The sequence below is a fragment of the Mesorhizobium atlanticum genome (assembly GCF_003289965.1).
GTDB classification, from domain to species: Bacteria; Pseudomonadota; Alphaproteobacteria; order Rhizobiales; family Rhizobiaceae; genus Mesorhizobium; species Mesorhizobium atlanticum.
Window position 1 is genome coordinate 59,664 of record NZ_QMBQ01000010.1, and the last position, 14,397, is coordinate 74,060.

The following is a 14,397-nucleotide window of genomic DNA, read 5'->3' on the forward strand; positions in this document are numbered from 1 at the left end:
GATCCGCGCCGAGGGAGGTAGCCATGGATTCGCAGCGCGTCTCGCCGACCATCATCGCCGGATTTCCGGCAATCGAGGCGAAAGGAGCTACCGAGCGCCCGCCCCTGCTGTTCGTCCACGGCGCCTTCGTCGACCACACCAGCTTCCGGCCATGGCTTGAATTCTTCGCCGCGCAAGGCTGGCGTGGTTTCGCCGCCGCGCGGCGTGGCCGTGCGGGCATCGGCCCCGCCCAGGCCAAGGGTCTCGCCATTTCCGACTATGTCGATGACACGCTGAAGGTGATCGCGGCGCTCGGCGAAAGGCCGGTCGTGGTCGGCCACAGCCTTGGCGGCCTGATCGCCCAACAGATCGCGGCACTCGGCCAGGCCGAGGCGATCGTCCTGCTCTGCCCGGCGCCGGCGGCGAAATTGCCGGCGCAAAAGGTGGCGCTGTCCACCTATCTGCCGATGATGCCGAAAATCCTGACCGGCCAACCGATCCTGCCCTCGGCCAAAGGCTGCGCCACCATCGCGCTCAACCGTATGCCGAAGGAGGCCTGCCCGATCCTGCATGCGCAACTGGTGCCCGAATCCGGCAAGGTCTATCGCGAGCTGATCTTCGGCACCTACAAGGTCGATTTCGCGAAAATCTCCTGCCCGGCCATGGTCGTCGGCGCCGCCGAGGATCGCATCGTCGCTCCGGCGCTGGTCGAATGGACGGCGCAAAAGCTCGGCGTCATCGCCGATATCCGCGAGCAACATGCCCATTGGCTGCTGGAAGAGCCGGGCTGGGAGGAGATCGCTACCGGTGTGGCCGATTTCCTCGCCACACGCTGGCCAGCCAGGCAGGCGGCGCTCAGCCGCACGGGCTGAAGCGGCGCGGTCGAAGGGATAGGCATCGCGGCCTGAAAGCCGTCTGCCCGTTAATCCTGCTCGTGGGGCCCTGGCTCAGGCCAGGGCTCCTTGGCGGCTTCCGCATACCAGTGCCGCATCGCGGGCGTCGCCAGCACCGCGTCGACATAGGCGCGGGTGACGGGCGCCAGCTCGCCGCCATAGGTGTCGAAGCGGGTGACCACCGGCGCATACATGGCATCGGCCGCGGTGAAATGGCCGAACAGAAACGGGCCGCCCTGACCGTATTCCTCGCGGCACTGGCGCCAGATCGCCTCGATCCTCGCCCGCTGCGCCTCGCCTTCGGCATCGAGCGGCTTGTGCGATTTCGGCCGGCGCAGATTCATCGGCCAGCCGTAGCGAACCTCGCGGAAGCCGGAATGCATCTCGGTCGCCACCGAGCGGGCCAGCGCGCGGGCGCCGATATCCTCGGGCCAAAGCTTCTTCTCGGGATAGAGATCGGCCAGATATTCAAGGATAGCAAGCGTTTCCCAGACGATCCTGCCTTTATGGTTCAACACCGGCACCAGGCCGGTCGGCGACACTTTGGCAAGGTTGGCGAAGGTCTGCGGCGTGCGCAGGCGCACGAAACCCTCCTCAAAGGGAATCTCCAGGTGCTTCATCGCCACCCAGGGCCGCAGCGACCATGAAGAAAAGCATTTGTTGCCGATATAGAGGGTGAACTCTGCCAAGAACCGTCTCCTGATGATGTCAATTCGCTTCGGCCGTCATGATCGCCGGCCTCGCGTGTCCGCCTTGTAGTCCAGCACCTTTCCTTCGCCGACCTCGACCCTCCAACCGAGGCGAAGCTGAACGAGATCCCCACCAGGCTCAGGCTGCCTGTCGACCAGGTCGACCTCCTGATCGACGCCGGCCGCAAGGCGCTCGAAGTCCATCCCCACATACAGGCGGCGGTGACCGCGATCCAGGCCCGTGCCGGCCCTCACGGCAGTTCCACGCGGCCGACGAAGCGCGATAGGCCAAAACGGTCGAGGCCGGCAGCCCGCAACGTGTTGATCGGTCCGACATCGTCGGCAACGCAGCCGGCCACGGCCATGGAGACTGCGACAAAGGCCACACGAAGACGCAAACCCAGCCCCATGGGCCGCGCTCGCCCCGCGGCCGCGACGAACCCTAGCCGGATTGCGTTGTCCCATGCAACCTCGCCGCGAAAGCCATCGCGTCGGCCGGGAACCCAAGCCGGTGCCGGCACGTTATGAGACCCGGATGCGGTTCTCGCGTCCAGCTCCCCTCGAGACCCAGGAGATGCGCGCATGGTGAACAGGGATCAGGTCGCCGGTATTGCCAAGCAAATGAAAGGTTCGGTCAAGCAGGCGGCGGGCAAGGCCACCGGCAACCGGCGGACCCAGGTCGAAGGCGCCGCCGACAAGATCGCCGGCAAGGTACAGAAGGCCTATGGCGACGTGAAGGACAAGGTCAAGAAGGCGTTCTGACCCTCTCAAGCACCTCGATGACAGGACCATGGAGGCCGCCGCGAGGCGGCCTTTTCATGTCTGGAATTGCTTGGCGAAAGCGTTGGTGAAGACGATCTCGCCATGGTCGCCGGCCGCCTCGCCAAGCACCACGTCCATGTTGTCGGCGGTGATCCTGGCCAGCGCGAAGCCGCCCATATAGGCCGCCTTCGGCTTGATGAGGTCGAGCCCGTCGCGCTGGTAGATCATCGGCACTTCGTGCTGATGGCCGTGGAAGATCGCGATGACATTGTAGCCGCCGATCGCCGCCAGCAGCGCCTGGCGGTCGGCCTCGCCCCACCAGTGCGGGCGGCCTGAACCATCGTCATCATAGGTGCGCTTCACCGGATCCCAGCGCTCGGTCGAGAAGGTGTCCCAACCATAGTGCTGGAAGATGACCACGGGTCGGCCATCGCCGGCATAGGTGGCGAGGTCCTGCTTCAGCCAGGGCAGGCTGCCCGGCACGCCATGGCCGGTGTCGCCGGCGAAGCGGTGCGTCTGGACGAGATGCAGGCCGCCCCAGTCCCAGGAATAACAGTCGGTGTCGACGTCATATTCTGTCGCCGGCACCGGCGGCTTGAAGAACACGCCGGGGCGATGATTGACCTCGACATAGTCGCGCAATTCGCGGCGATACCAGTCGACATGCGGCGGCGAGCCGTTCTGGTCGAGATCGTGGTTGCCCAGCCCGACATAGACCGGGATGTGGACGCGGTCCGGCCCGATGCCTTCCTGGTAGCGCTGGGAGAACTGCAGAAGCTGCGTGCCTTCGCTGGGCTCGGTGACTTGGCCGCCGCCATCGTCGGTGATGTCGCCGCCGGTGACAAGCCCAAGCGGCGTGCCGATGCGGGTGCCGGCCGAATGCAGGCCGGTCGCAACGCCGTTGATCTCGGCCGGCCACCTTTTGTCCGCAATCGCGTTCAGGGCCGCGACATTGCGCAGAAGGGCGGCATCGGTCTTGCCCTCCTGCAGGCAGTTGGGGCTTAGCCCGCTTGCCATGCGGCAGGCGTGGATGTCGGCGATGAAAAGGAAGGTGGCGTCGATCGGCTGAATGCGCTTTCCGGTCTGGCCGAAGGCCACCCCCGGAACGGCGCCGGCCGCAGCGAGCGCACACATGCGGGTGATGAAGGTGCGGCGCGAAACGGTTGCTGGCGAAGAGCGATTCATCGTCACCCGATTAAACACCCTCGAACCGCCTCGTCCAGTTCGATGCCCGGCCGGCGCCTGGAGGCTTTTCATGCCCAGGCATGAAAAGCTCCTGGGTCGACAGCGCAATGGCGGTCTGTCATTGCTTCGGTACATGCATCCAGGGGAAGAAGGCATGAAGACCCTCACAACCGGCATGGCATTCGCCATGCTCACCTTCGCCGGCGCCGCACAGGCCTCGGACTGCGTCGACGCAAAGTCCGCCAAAGCCGGCTTCGTGCTCGAAAAGGCCGGGATAAGCAGCGAGTTCCGACCGGCGCCCGGCGGCATGGTCGCGGTCGCCAACAAGTATCAATCGGATTCGCCGCAGACACAGTATCTTTATGCCGGGCTGATCGAGGTGTTCCGCGACAGCGACACCGGGCGGCTGTCGATGATCCCGCTCGGCGACTTGAAGAAGCTGTTCCCGCTGAAGGCGGGCGCGAAGAGCAAAACCGAATTCGTGCGGCTGTCTTCGAAAAAGGCGCCGCAGGGCACCGAGACGCTGGCGCTCACCGTCAAAGGCAAGGACACCTACAGGCTCGGCGACTGCAAATACAATGTGCTCGTGGTCGGCGAAACGATCACCGGCGAGAGTGGCAACGTCATCGATACCTTCACCGCGCTCTATTCGCCGGACCTGCAGGCGGTGCTGGCGCGGCGGTATGACGAAGGGACGAGCGCGCAGAGCGAGGTGGGGTTCGAGAGGATCAAGCCGCTGGCGCAGTGAGGCTCTTTCGGCCGACTGAAAACCGCCAGCCGGCCGGGTATCAGCCGCGTCGACGCCGACCGGCCGCTATGGCTGAACGGTGAACTCCGTCCACATGCCTGTCGCGAAATGACCGGGGACGTTGCAGATGAGCACGTATTTGCCGGGTTTCAGGTCCACGGTAAGCGTGCCCGAAGCGCCAGGGTCGAGTTCGGAAACCTCTCCCTTGTCGCCGGACTTGTCTTCGTCAACCCTGTTCTCGTCGGCAATATAGGGAAGCGGGTCCTTGGGATTCGCCAGATACATCACGATCATTTCGTGGATGGTATCCTTGGAACTGTTCTTCACCTTGAAGGTGACGTTGCCGGCCTTCACCGTCGCGGGCTTGGCCGTTATCCCCATGGTTGCCTTCGACATATCCGCGCCCGACATTCCGTAGGCGAAACCTGTGGTCATGGGCACGTTCGCCCCTTTGTCCCACAGCGAAACCTGAACCGTGGCGGCGGCTTGAGCGGCACCAGCCGTCGCAACAATCGCGGCAAGCCCTAGAAACGCATTCCTGACCAGTTTTTTCACAGCAAAACTCCTCCGGCAGACACCGGTGGAACCGACACCGGCAACCGACCGCTCCCTGCCATGGACCTAGCCGAACGGTGCCTGCATGGTTGCACCGCCGGCCGCACCCGACCTTGCGCTGGATCAAACCGATATGCTGAAAAACACGGACAGTCGGCGAATGCCTTGGACCCGACTACCCTACCGGATGTCGTCGTTCCCGAAGGCTTAGCCGATGCTTGCAGCTACGAATGCCGGATCTTCCCAGTGCGGATTGTGGCCGCAATCCCGCGCCCAGACCAGACGCGATCCGATGATTGCCTGGGCCAGCGCCTGCTGGTGCGCTTCACCGAAGAGCGGATCACGTCCGCCGGCGATGATCAGCGTCGGGACACGCAGGGCCCGCGCCGCCGCGGTCAGATCGGTGCGGCGGACTTCCTCGAGAATGGCGCGCCAGCGCGCCGCCGGAATCGCTGAGGCGTCCTGCGCGAGACCGGCGAGCAAAGCCCGCGGCACGCCCGGCTGGCAGGCATGCCACCAGTCATAGAACGGATCCGACGGCGAGATCGGGTCGCGCAACGCCGCCACGCCGTCGATCAGCTGGTGATGTGATCCGAAATCGGGCTTCAGCGTGCTGGCCAGGATCACCAGCCCACCGATCAGTTCCGGATATTGCGCGGCCAGCGCGATCGACACCATGCCGCCCAGCGAGTGCCCGACAACAACCGGCCGGTCGAGCCGCAAGCGCCGGATCAGGTCGGCAATGTCCTCGGCGAAATCGACGACACTGCACCCCTCGCCCGCCTGCGAGCCGCCATGACCGCGCAGATCCGGTATGATCAGCCGGCGCCCGGAAAGATGCGGCGCAAGCAGCGAAAAACTGCGGCTGGTGTCGGTGAAGCCATGCACGAGGACAATCGGCGGCTCCGCGCCGGCGATCTCGACATAGGCTATGTCGAGGCCGGTGACATCGACGATCCGCTTGCGTCCGGCCCAGGCCGCCTGATCGATGTCCTGCCCCTCAGGCTCCGACAGCGCCGGCCTCACAGTCCGAGCTTTTCCTTGACTGCGGCAAGTCCGGGCTTGCCATCGAAAGTGGTGACGCCGGCGAGCCAGGCGTCGAGGCGATCCTTGTGCAAGGCGATCGACTTCAGCGCGCCCTCCTCCGGCTTCATGCCGTCATTGATGAGATAGCCCATGCCGACATTTTCCATGTCGATGTCGAAGGCGAGGTTCTTCAGGAATTGCGCCACGTTCGGACATTCCTGCAGAAAACCCTTGCGCACTTGCGTCGTCACGGTGGCGGCGCCGAAATTCGGACCGAAGAACTTGTCGCCGCCGGTCAGGTACTTGAAGTCGTACATGGTGTTCATCGGATGCGGCGCCCAGCCCTGGAAGACGATGAACTGCTTCTCCTTGATCTCGTAGCCGACCTCCGAAAGCATGCCGGCTTCACTCGATTCCACCACCTGCCAGCCGTCGAGGCCGAACTGAGGATCGGCGATGGCGTCCATCATCAGCTGGTTGGAGCCCGGCTCGATGCCGTACATCTTCTTGCCGAACTTGTCGGCGAATTTGTGCAGGTCGGACAGGTCCTTGACGCCGGCGTCCCAGACATAGGTCGGCACGGCGAAAGTGTATTTGGCGCCGACCAGATTGACCCGCACATTCTCGATCGAGCCGTCCTTCTTGTACGGCTCGTAATAGGTGACCATCGCCGGATCCCAGTAGCCGAGAAACAGGTCGAGGTCTTTGTTCTTCATGCCTTCGTAGATGACGTTGATGCCGAGCACCTCGCTCTGCGGTTCGTAGCCGAGCGCCTGGAGCAGGACCTTGGCCACGCCCGTGGTGAAGGCGAGATCGTTCCAGCCGGGCTCGGCCATGCGGACTGCCTTGCAGCTTTCGGCCTCGGCGGCCCGCGCCCCCTGGGATGCCATCATCAGGGCCGCGACACAGACGCCCTTCGCAAGCACGCGCAACATTCCGGTTCTCCTCTTTTCGATCATTTTGACCAATTGGTCATTTTATTGTCCCATTGGTCAATGATTGATCTGAGCGGACGAAAATGTCAACATGGATTCGCCATGCATGGATCGGTCCCGTGAAGCTCACGCGTCTCAGCGACATACGCCGCAAGGAGCTGCGGCAGGCGGCGTTCGCCGTTCTGGAGCGCGAGGGCATCGCCGGCGCGACGCTGGAAAAGGTCGCGGCCCAGGCCGGCGCCTCGAAGGGCATTGTGCTGCATTATTTCCGCAACAAGCAGGAGCTGTTCGAGCACGCCATGCGCGAGGCGAACGCCGTGCTGTGTCACGCCGTTGTCGCCCGGTTGCAGCGGGCGCGGACGCCGATGGAACGGCTGGACGCCGTGATCGAGGGCAATTTCGAGGAGCACCTGTTCCTGCCGCCGCTCTGCCATGCCTGGCTGTCGCTCTGCGCCGAGGTGCCGCGCGACGAGAAGCTGGCGCGCATCCAGAAGGTGATCCACGCGCGCATGCGCTCGAACCTGTTGTCCGGCCTGCGCGGCCTCGCTTCGCCCGAACTGGCCGAGGAGATCGTGCTTGGCGTCACCGCCTTGATCGACGGGCTGTGGCTCAGGCTCGGCCTGCAGCCGGGCAGCGTCACGCGCGAGCAGGCGGTGCGCCAGGTCAAGGACTTCGTCACGGGGCGGCTGGCGCTACGCCAGCCCGCGCCCGTCGAGCTGGCCTCGGCGGGATAAAGTTCATACCCATCGATGGCTAGCGCGCTTGACCGGCCGCCTTGCTCGGCGCTGCATTGCCGCTCCAATTGCAGGAGGGGTGTTCCAGCGGAGCGAGACGCTGGCGTTCCCTGGAGCACCCCTCATCCAACCGAGCTTCGCTCGGCCACCCTCTCCCACAAGGGGAAGGAATAGGCGCTCCCTTCAACCGATTTGCATCTTCCCCGCCCGCAATCTCCGCTTGATGCGGTTTGTGCAACGCGATACGCCCTTGCCCAAATCGACTGACCGGAGACTTCCCGTGAGCGCTGAAAAGACCAGAACCGAAACCGATACGTTCGGCCCTATCGAGGTGGCGGCCGACCGCTATTGGGGCGCGCAGGCGCAGCGCTCTCTGGGCAATTTCAAGATCGGTTGGGAAAAGCAGCCGGCTTCGATCGTGCGCGCGCTCGGCATCGTCAAGCGCGCCGCGGCCGAGGTGAACATGGAGATGAAGCGGCTCGATCCGGCAATCGGCAAGGCGATCGTCGAGGCCGCGCAGGAAGTCATCGACGGCAAGCTCAACGAGCATTTCCCGCTGGTGGTGTGGCAGACCGGCTCCGGCACGCAGTCCAACATGAACGCCAACGAGGTGATCTCCAACCGGGCGATCGAGATGCTCGGCGGGGTGATGGGCTCGAAGAAGCCTGTGCATCCCAATGACCATGTCAATATGAGCCAGTCGTCCAACGACACCTATCCGACGGCCATGCACATCGCCTGCGCCGAGCGGGTCGTGCATCATCTCATCCCCGCCCTGCACCATCTGCACAAGGCGCTCGACGCCAAGGCGCGCGCCTTCAACCACATCATCAAGATCGGCCGCACGCACACGCAGGATGCCACGCCGCTTACGCTTGGCCAGGAATTTTCCGGCTATGCCGCGCAGGTCGCTTCCTCGATCAAGCGCATCGAGCAGACGCTGCCCGGCCTGCAGGAACTGGCGCAAGGCGGCACCGCCGTCGGCACCGGCCTCAACGCGCCGGTCGGCTTCGCGGAAAAGGTGGCGGACCGCATCGCCGCCATCACCGGCATCGCCTTCGTGACCGCACCGAACAAGTTCGAGGCGCTCGCGGCGCATGATTCCATGGTGTTCTCGCATGGCGCGATCAACGCGGCGGCGGCCGCACTGTTCAAGATTGCCAACGACATCCGCTTCCTCGGCTCCGGCCCGCGCTCGGGCCTCGGCGAACTGTCGCTGCCTGAAAACGAACCGGGCTCCTCGATCATGCCGGGCAAGGTCAACCCGACCCAGTGCGAGGCGCTGACGCAGGTCTGCGTGCAGGTGTTCGGCAACAATTCAGCACTTACCTTCGCCGGCAGCCAGGGCCATTTCGAGCTCAACGTCTACAATCCGCTGATGGCCTATAATTTCCTGCAGTCGGTGCAGCTGCTGGCCGACGCTTCGGTGTCCTTCACCGACAATTGCGTGGTCGGCATCGAGGCGCGCGAGGACAACATCAAGGCGGCGCTCGAGCGCTCGCTGATGCTGGTGACGGCGCTGGCGCCAACCATCGGCTACGACAACGCCGCCAAGATCGCCAAGACCGCGCACAAGAACCGCACGACCTTGCGTGAGGAAGCGCTGGCCACCGGACTGGTCAGCGAAGCCGACTACGACCGACTGGTGCGCCCTGAGGACATGACGCATCCGGGGTAGAGGACCCGATGCAAAGGCAAGGTCCTCGCGAGGTCGTCATTCCAGGGCGAAGCAGGAGCGAAGCTCCGTCGCGGAAACCCTGGAATCCCTGCCGCTACTCCGGGCGTGGAGCAGAGCGCAGCAAAATCTGCACCGCAGCGGCTATTTTGACGTCACGGAATGGATCCTCGGGTCTGCGCCGCGTCGCTTCGCTCCTTGCTTCGCCCGTGGATGACGAATTGATGAGTGTCTCAGCAAATTTCTAGACACTTTGCGGCAGCACAATTTGCTTCCCCAACCCAATCCGCCGACATGATTTTCTCGCGCGGCCGCGGATGCCAAGAATATCCATCCTGTGAACAATGTGTCGCCACATAGGTGGTCTTTTGTGAACAGTCTCCATCGTTTATCTGACGGCTCATTCAACCCGCTCGGAGATACCGCCATGTCCATCAACTCTTCCGTCGCCGGCAACGGCACCGCTACCAACAGCTCCACCACGATCCTGCTCGGCCGCATCCTGCTGGCCGTGATCTTCCTGCTTTCCGGCTTCGGCAAGCTTACCGCCATTTCCGGCACCGCCGCCTATTTCGGCTCCCTTGGCCTGCCCGTGCCGACCGTGACGGCCGTTGTCGTCGGCCTGATCGAACTGCTCGGCGGCCTTGCCGTCCTCATTGGCTTCCAGACCAGGATCGTCGCCTGGGTGCTCGCCATCTTCACGATCGCCACCGGCCTTGTCGCGCATACCGGCTGGGCCGACCAGATGCAGATGATCCAGTTCCTCAAGAACTTGGCCATCACCGGCGGCTTCATCCTGCTCGCCTCCTCGGGTGCGGGCGCCTATTCGATCGACGCCAAGCGCGGCTGATCCTTCTTTCCTCCCAGGCCCAAACTCAAAAGCGGCGCGGAATTTTCCGCGCCGCTTTTTCGTTGCAGGCGTAGACTGCGCCGCAGTCGGCGTCAGCCGTACCGGGCCGGCATGGGAGGTGGCCAATGTTTCGCAATGCGTTGCTTCTGGTCTCGCGGCTGCTTCTCGCAGCGCTGTTCGTACCGTCGGGCTTCCAGGCGCTGACCAATATCGGCGGCACGATCAGTTATTTCGCCGGCCTCGGCCTGCCGTTGCCGACGTTAGCTGCCTGGGGCACCGGCCTGTTCGAACTGATTGCCGGGCTCCTGATCCTCGTCGGCTTCCAGACCCGGATCGTGGCGTTGCTGCTTGCCGCCTTCTGTATCGTCGCGGGCTTCATCGGCCATTACGGCCAGGGCGGCGAGGATGCGACATTGTCCTTCCTGCACCAGCAGATGCTGATGAAGGACATCGCCATTGCCGGCGGCTTCCTGGCGCTCGCCATGGCCGGCGCCGGCGCGTGGTCGGCTGACGGGCGCAGCTTTGGGATCAGCGCTGAGGTGACCTGAGTCGAGAGCGGCCTATTTGACCGAAACGCTCTATTTTACCGAGACACTTGGCCCGCCCTCCACCGCCAGCACCAGGCGGCGGTTGGTGATGCGCGCAAGTTGCGCCAGCCGTCCGGCAGGGCGCTCACCGTAGAGATCAGAAAGCGAGGCCGGCAGCACCAGCGCCAGTGCGCCGTTGCCGCGGCTTTCCCATTTGAGCCTCGGCATGACGCCCGGCATCGCCGCCGTCAGCAAATAGACGACGCGCATCATGGCCGCGAGCACGCGGGCGCGTTCCAGAAGGCGCGGCGGCGCAAGCGCCTTGATCTCGGGCGCGATGCCGTCGTTGAAGATGCCGTCATGGCGATAGGCGTTGGCCAGGGCGAGATAGGCGCGGCCGGGGTGGTCGACGCCGATGAAGGAGGCATGCGCGATGATGTTGAGCGACTGCCTGCCGCGATATTCCGGATGCGCGCGCCAGCCGATATCGGCGAGCAGGCAAGCGGCATGGCGGTAGCGCGTTTCGTCTTCCGTCTCGTCGATGCCGAAGGCCTTGAATGCCCTGCCGGTCCATTCGACCAGGTCATGCGCGTGGTGGACCGAGCGCGAGCGCAGCAGCGCCAATTCCTCGGCCGCCGAGATCAGCGGGTCGGCCTTCTGCTCCTCCGCGTCGAGCAGCGAATAGAGGAAACCTTCGCGCACGCCCTGCGCCGAGACGACGATCTTCGAAGGCTGCATCGCCGACATGATCTCCTGCAGCACGACGGCGCCGTAGGGCAGCAGCGAGCGGCGGTTCTTGGAAACGCCCTCGATGCCCCTCACCTTCTCGACCTCGCCCTTGGCCACCTGCCTGAGGAAGGTCTGCGCGCTGTCGGCCGAAATCTCGTAGTGATGCATGACGCCGAGCGGGTAGTTGGTCATCTCCATGTGCAGCCTGGCAAGGTTTCGCCAGGTGCCGCCAACGGCATAGAAGACCCTGCCCTGCCCGCCCTTGAGCAGCTTTGCCCGCGCCAGTTCCTGGCGCGCGATCTTCTGCGCCTGCACCAACGAGTTCTTCGCCATGTCCTGCAGGCGCAGGCCGCCGAGCGGCAGCGTGATGCCCTCGCCGATCGCCTCTCGGTTGATGTCGATCAGCTCGAGGCTGCCGCCGCCAAGGTCACCGGCGATGCCATTGGCCGGATGGAAGCCGGAAATGACGCCAAGCGCCGAATAATAGGCTTCCTGGCGGCCGGTGAGCACGCGGATCTCGGTCTTCAGCACCTCCTCGGCGCGGTGGATGAAATCGGGACCGTTGACCGCCTCGCGCGCGGCGGCGGTGGCCAGCACATAAATGTGCTCGGCGCCGGCCTGATCCGACAGCGCGCGAAAGCGGCGGAACTCCTCCATCGAGCGCGTCACAGCTTCGGGGTCGAGCTTGCCCGTCGAAACGATGCCGCGGCCCAGCCCTGCCAGCATCTTCTCGTTGAACAGCAGCGAGGGCGAGCGCGCCAGCCCTTCATAGACGACAAGGCGGATCGAGTTCGACCCTATGTCGATGATCGACAGCGGTTGCCGGTCCTGAAGCCGGCCTTGGGAAACTGCAATCACGCGGCGCTGTTCTTCTTGCGGCGTTTGAACTGGGCGATGCGCTTGGGCGCATGCGATTTCAGCGCGTCACCCCGTCCGGAGAGGCTCGGATTGGTCATGAAATATTCCTGCGCGTTGAACGGCTCCTCGCCTTCCTCCAGCACGACGCGCCGGGAGGTGCCGTCAGCCAATACGTCGAAACTTTGCTGGTTGTCCATGATGTTGCCCAGCATGATCTGACCGAGCACCTGTTCATGCACAGTTGGATTGGTGATCGGCACCAGGGTCTCGACGCGGCGGTCGAGATTGCGCGGCATCATGTCGGCGGACGAGATGTAGACGACCGCCTCGTCCGACGGCAGGCCGTAGCCGTTGCCGAAACAGTAGATGCGGCTGTGTTCGAGGAAGCGGCCCACGATCGATTTCACCCTGATGTTCTCCGAGAGACCCGGCACTTGCGGCCTCAGGCAGCAGATGCCGCGCACGACGAGGTCGACCTCGACCCCGGCGCGGCTGGCGTCGTAGAGCGCGTCGATGACGGTCGGGTCGACCAGCGCGTTCATCTTCATCCAGATGCGCGCCGGCCGTCCTTCGCGCGCATGGACGACTTCCTCGGCGATGTGCCTCAGGATGCGGTTGCGCAGCGTGAAGGGCGACACGGCAAGGCGCATCTCCTCGGCCGGTTCGGCATAGCCGGTGATGAAGTTGAAGATCTGCGCGACATCGCGCGCGATCGTCGGATCGGTGGTGAAGAAGGACAGATCGGTGTAGATGCGGGCGGTGACCGGATGGTAGTTGCCGGTGCCGAGATGGACGTAATTGCGCAACCGGCCGTCCTCGCGGCGCACGACGAGCGACATCTTGGCGTGCGTCTTCAGCTCCAGGAAGCCGAACACGACCTGGACGCCGGCGCGTTCGAGGTCGCGCGCCCAGCGGATGTTGGCCTCCTCATCGAAGCGCGCCTTCAGCTCGACCAGCGCGGTCACCGACTTGCCGGCCTCGGCGGCGTCGATCAGCGCGCGCACGATCGGGCTGTCGTTCGAGGTGCGGTAGAGCGTCTGCTTGATCGCCACCACTTCCGGGTCGGCGGCGGCCTGGCGCAGGAACTGCACCACCACGTCGAAGGATTCGTAGGGGTGGTGGACGATGATGTCCTTCTCGCGGATGGCGGCCAGGCAGTCGCCGCCATGCTCGCGAATGCGCTCGGGGAATCGTGGATTGTAGGGCGTGAACTTCAGGTCGTCGCGTGGAATGGCGACGATCTCGGAAATCTGGTTGAGCGCCAGCGGACCGGTGAGCACGCTGATGCGGCTCGCAGAGACGCCAAGCTCGCCGGCGACGAAATCGCGCAGTTCGGCCGGCATCAGCGTGTCGAATTCGATGCGGATCACGGAACCGCGGCGACGCCGCTTCAGCGCCGTTTCGAACAGGCGCACGAGGTCCTCCGATTCTTCCTCCACCTCGATGTCGCTGTCGCGGATGATGCGGAACGTGCCCGAGCCCTTGACCTCATAGCCGGGGAACAGCTTGCCGATATAGATGCCGACCGCCTCCTCCAGCGGGATGAAGCGCACATGGCGCTTGCGGTCCGGCAGGCGGATGAAGCGCCTGAGCGCCACCGGCAGGCGCAAGAGCGCGCTCATCTCCTCGCCATTCTTGCGGTGGCGCAATTGCAAGGCGATGGAAAAGCCGAGATTGGGGATGAAGGGAAACGGGTGCGCCGGATCGATCGACAGCGGCGTCAGCACCGGAAAGACCTGTTCCTGGAAATGCTCTTCCAGCCAGGTCTTCTCATCCTTGGTCAGCGCGTCACGGGTGATGCTTTCGATGCCTTCCTTGTTGAGCAGGGTCATCAGCACCGAGAGGCTCTTCTGCTGGTCCTCCTGCAGGCGCTCGACCTCGCGCAGCAGCTGTTCGAGCTGCTGCTCGGGGGTTCGGCCGTCCGGGCTTTTCAGCGCGATCCCCTCACGCACCTGGCCTGCAAGGCCGGCGACGCGAACCATGAAGAACTCGTCGAGATTGGCGGCCGAGATCGACAGGAAGCGCACGCGCTCGAGCAGCGGATGATGCTCGTTGAGCGACTCTTCCAGCACGCGCCGGTTGAACTGCAGCCAGGAAAACTCGCGGTTGACGAAACGGTCGGGATTGCCGCCATCCGGGCTCGCCGCCTCGACGGTAATGAACTCGCTCTGCACCGGCTTCAGTTCGTTCATGGTTTCCCGCTCTGCCGCAACCGTCCCTGGGAGCGCCGCATTGCCGTCCGGCGGCGCCCT

14 protein-coding genes are annotated in these 14,397 nt (G+C 64.3%); 7 read left to right on the forward strand and 7 right to left on the reverse strand.

Features of this window, described 5'->3' with window-relative positions; translation table 11 throughout:
- Positions 1–23 precede the first annotated feature (23 nt).
- Positions 24–851, forward strand: coding sequence for an alpha/beta hydrolase (locus tag DPM35_RS27505; RefSeq protein WP_112130322.1), 828 nt, complete (start codon positions 24–26; stop codon positions 849–851).
- A 50-nt stretch (positions 852–901) separates the two neighbouring features.
- On the opposite strand, the gene DPM35_RS27510 is transcribed toward DPM35_RS27505, so the two are convergent.
- Positions 902–1,561, reverse strand: a complete 660-nt coding sequence (locus tag DPM35_RS27510) for a glutathione S-transferase family protein (RefSeq protein WP_112130323.1) — start codon at positions 1,559–1,561, stop codon at positions 902–904.
- A gap of 582 nt (positions 1,562–2,143) precedes the next feature.
- On the opposite strand from DPM35_RS27510, the gene DPM35_RS27520 reads away from it, so the two are divergent.
- Positions 2,144–2,323, forward strand: coding sequence for a CsbD family protein (locus tag DPM35_RS27520; RefSeq protein WP_112130324.1), 180 nt, complete (start codon positions 2,144–2,146; stop codon positions 2,321–2,323).
- A gap of 54 nt (positions 2,324–2,377) precedes the next feature.
- Here DPM35_RS27520 and DPM35_RS27525 read toward each other — a convergent pair whose 3' ends face one another.
- Positions 2,378–3,508, reverse strand: coding sequence for a metallophosphoesterase (locus tag DPM35_RS27525; protein ID WP_181592169.1), 1,131 nt, complete (start codon positions 3,506–3,508; stop codon positions 2,378–2,380).
- Between the two features lie 154 nt (positions 3,509–3,662).
- Between DPM35_RS27525 and DPM35_RS27530 the strand changes: the two genes are divergently transcribed.
- The gene (locus DPM35_RS27530) at positions 3,663–4,256 is read left to right on the forward strand and encodes a hypothetical protein (protein WP_112130603.1); all 594 of its coding nucleotides are present in this window, start codon (positions 3,663–3,665) and stop codon (positions 4,254–4,256) included.
- A gap of 66 nt (positions 4,257–4,322) precedes the next feature.
- Here DPM35_RS27530 and DPM35_RS27535 read toward each other — a convergent pair whose 3' ends face one another.
- The 3 genes from DPM35_RS27535 to choX all read right to left on the reverse strand — a co-directional run bounded on the left by DPM35_RS27535 (position 4,323) and on the right by choX (position 6,772).
- On the reverse strand, positions 4,323–4,811 hold the full coding sequence (locus tag DPM35_RS27535; protein ID WP_245431672.1) for a sulfocyanin-like copper-binding protein: 489 nt from the start codon (positions 4,809–4,811) through the stop codon (positions 4,323–4,325).
- A 207-nt stretch (positions 4,812–5,018) separates the two neighbouring features.
- The gene (locus DPM35_RS27540) at positions 5,019–5,837 is read right to left on the reverse strand and encodes an alpha/beta fold hydrolase (protein WP_181592170.1); all 819 of its coding nucleotides are present in this window, start codon (positions 5,835–5,837) and stop codon (positions 5,019–5,021) included.
- Complete coding sequence (choX, locus tag DPM35_RS27545) at positions 5,834–6,772, reverse strand: choline ABC transporter substrate-binding protein (RefSeq protein WP_112130326.1); 939 nt, start codon at positions 6,770–6,772, stop codon at positions 5,834–5,836. The genes DPM35_RS27540 and choX overlap by 4 nt, the downstream gene beginning before the upstream one ends.
- 83 nt (positions 6,773–6,855) lie before the next feature.
- Here choX and betI point away from each other — a divergent pair, with 83 nt between their 5' ends.
- The 4 genes from betI (at position 6,856) to DPM35_RS27565 (ending at position 10,579) form a co-directional block, all read left to right on the forward strand.
- Positions 6,856–7,506 (forward strand): choline-binding transcriptional repressor BetI, encoded by a 651-nt coding sequence (betI, locus tag DPM35_RS27550; protein WP_112130327.1) that lies wholly within the window; start codon positions 6,856–6,858, stop codon positions 7,504–7,506.
- A 280-nt stretch (positions 7,507–7,786) separates the two neighbouring features.
- Positions 7,787–9,184, forward strand: a complete 1,398-nt coding sequence (gene fumC / locus DPM35_RS27555; protein ID WP_112130328.1) for a class II fumarate hydratase — start codon at positions 7,787–7,789, stop codon at positions 9,182–9,184.
- A gap of 424 nt (positions 9,185–9,608) precedes the next feature.
- Positions 9,609–10,031, forward strand: coding sequence for a DoxX family protein (locus DPM35_RS27560; protein WP_112130329.1), 423 nt, complete (start codon positions 9,609–9,611; stop codon positions 10,029–10,031).
- A 125-nt stretch (positions 10,032–10,156) separates the two neighbouring features.
- The gene (locus tag DPM35_RS27565; protein WP_112130330.1) at positions 10,157–10,579 is read left to right on the forward strand and encodes a DoxX family protein; all 423 of its coding nucleotides are present in this window, start codon (positions 10,157–10,159) and stop codon (positions 10,577–10,579) included.
- A gap of 30 nt (positions 10,580–10,609) precedes the next feature.
- Here the strand turns inward: DPM35_RS27565 and ppx are convergent, their stop codons facing one another.
- Complete coding sequence (gene ppx, locus DPM35_RS27570) at positions 10,610–12,145, reverse strand: exopolyphosphatase (RefSeq protein WP_112130331.1); 1,536 nt, start codon at positions 12,143–12,145, stop codon at positions 10,610–10,612.
- On the reverse strand, positions 12,142–14,337 hold the full coding sequence (locus DPM35_RS27575) for an RNA degradosome polyphosphate kinase (protein WP_112130332.1): 2,196 nt from the start codon (positions 14,335–14,337) through the stop codon (positions 12,142–12,144). The genes ppx and DPM35_RS27575 overlap by 4 nt, the downstream gene beginning before the upstream one ends.
- Positions 14,338–14,397: the final 60 nt, after the last annotated feature.

What these genes read in the sequence shown, in the direction of transcription:
- DPM35_RS27505 (WP_112130322.1), top strand. Translation starts at nt 24, where the DNA reads ATGGATTCGCAGCGCGTCTCGCCGACCATCATCGCCGGATTTCCGGCA.
- DPM35_RS27520 (WP_112130324.1), top strand. Translation starts at nt 2,144, where the DNA reads ATGGTGAACAGGGATCAGGTCGCCGGTATTGCCAAGCAAATGAAAGGT.
- DPM35_RS27525 (WP_181592169.1), bottom strand. Translation starts at nt 3,508, where the DNA reads ATGAATCGCTCTTCGCCAGCAACCGTTTCGCGCCGCACCTTCATCACC.
- DPM35_RS27530 (WP_112130603.1), top strand. Translation starts at nt 3,663, where the DNA reads ATGAAGACCCTCACAACCGGCATGGCATTCGCCATGCTCACCTTCGCC.
- choX (WP_112130326.1), bottom strand. Translation starts at nt 6,772, where the DNA reads ATGTTGCGCGTGCTTGCGAAGGGCGTCTGTGTCGCGGCCCTGATGATG.
- betI (WP_112130327.1), top strand. Translation starts at nt 6,856, where the DNA reads ATGTCAACATGGATTCGCCATGCATGGATCGGTCCCGTGAAGCTCACG.
- DPM35_RS27560 (WP_112130329.1), top strand. Translation starts at nt 9,609, where the DNA reads ATGTCCATCAACTCTTCCGTCGCCGGCAACGGCACCGCTACCAACAGC.
- DPM35_RS27565 (WP_112130330.1), top strand. Translation starts at nt 10,157, where the DNA reads ATGTTTCGCAATGCGTTGCTTCTGGTCTCGCGGCTGCTTCTCGCAGCG.
- DPM35_RS27575 (WP_112130332.1), bottom strand. Translation starts at nt 14,337, where the DNA reads ATGAACGAACTGAAGCCGGTGCAGAGCGAGTTCATTACCGTCGAGGCG.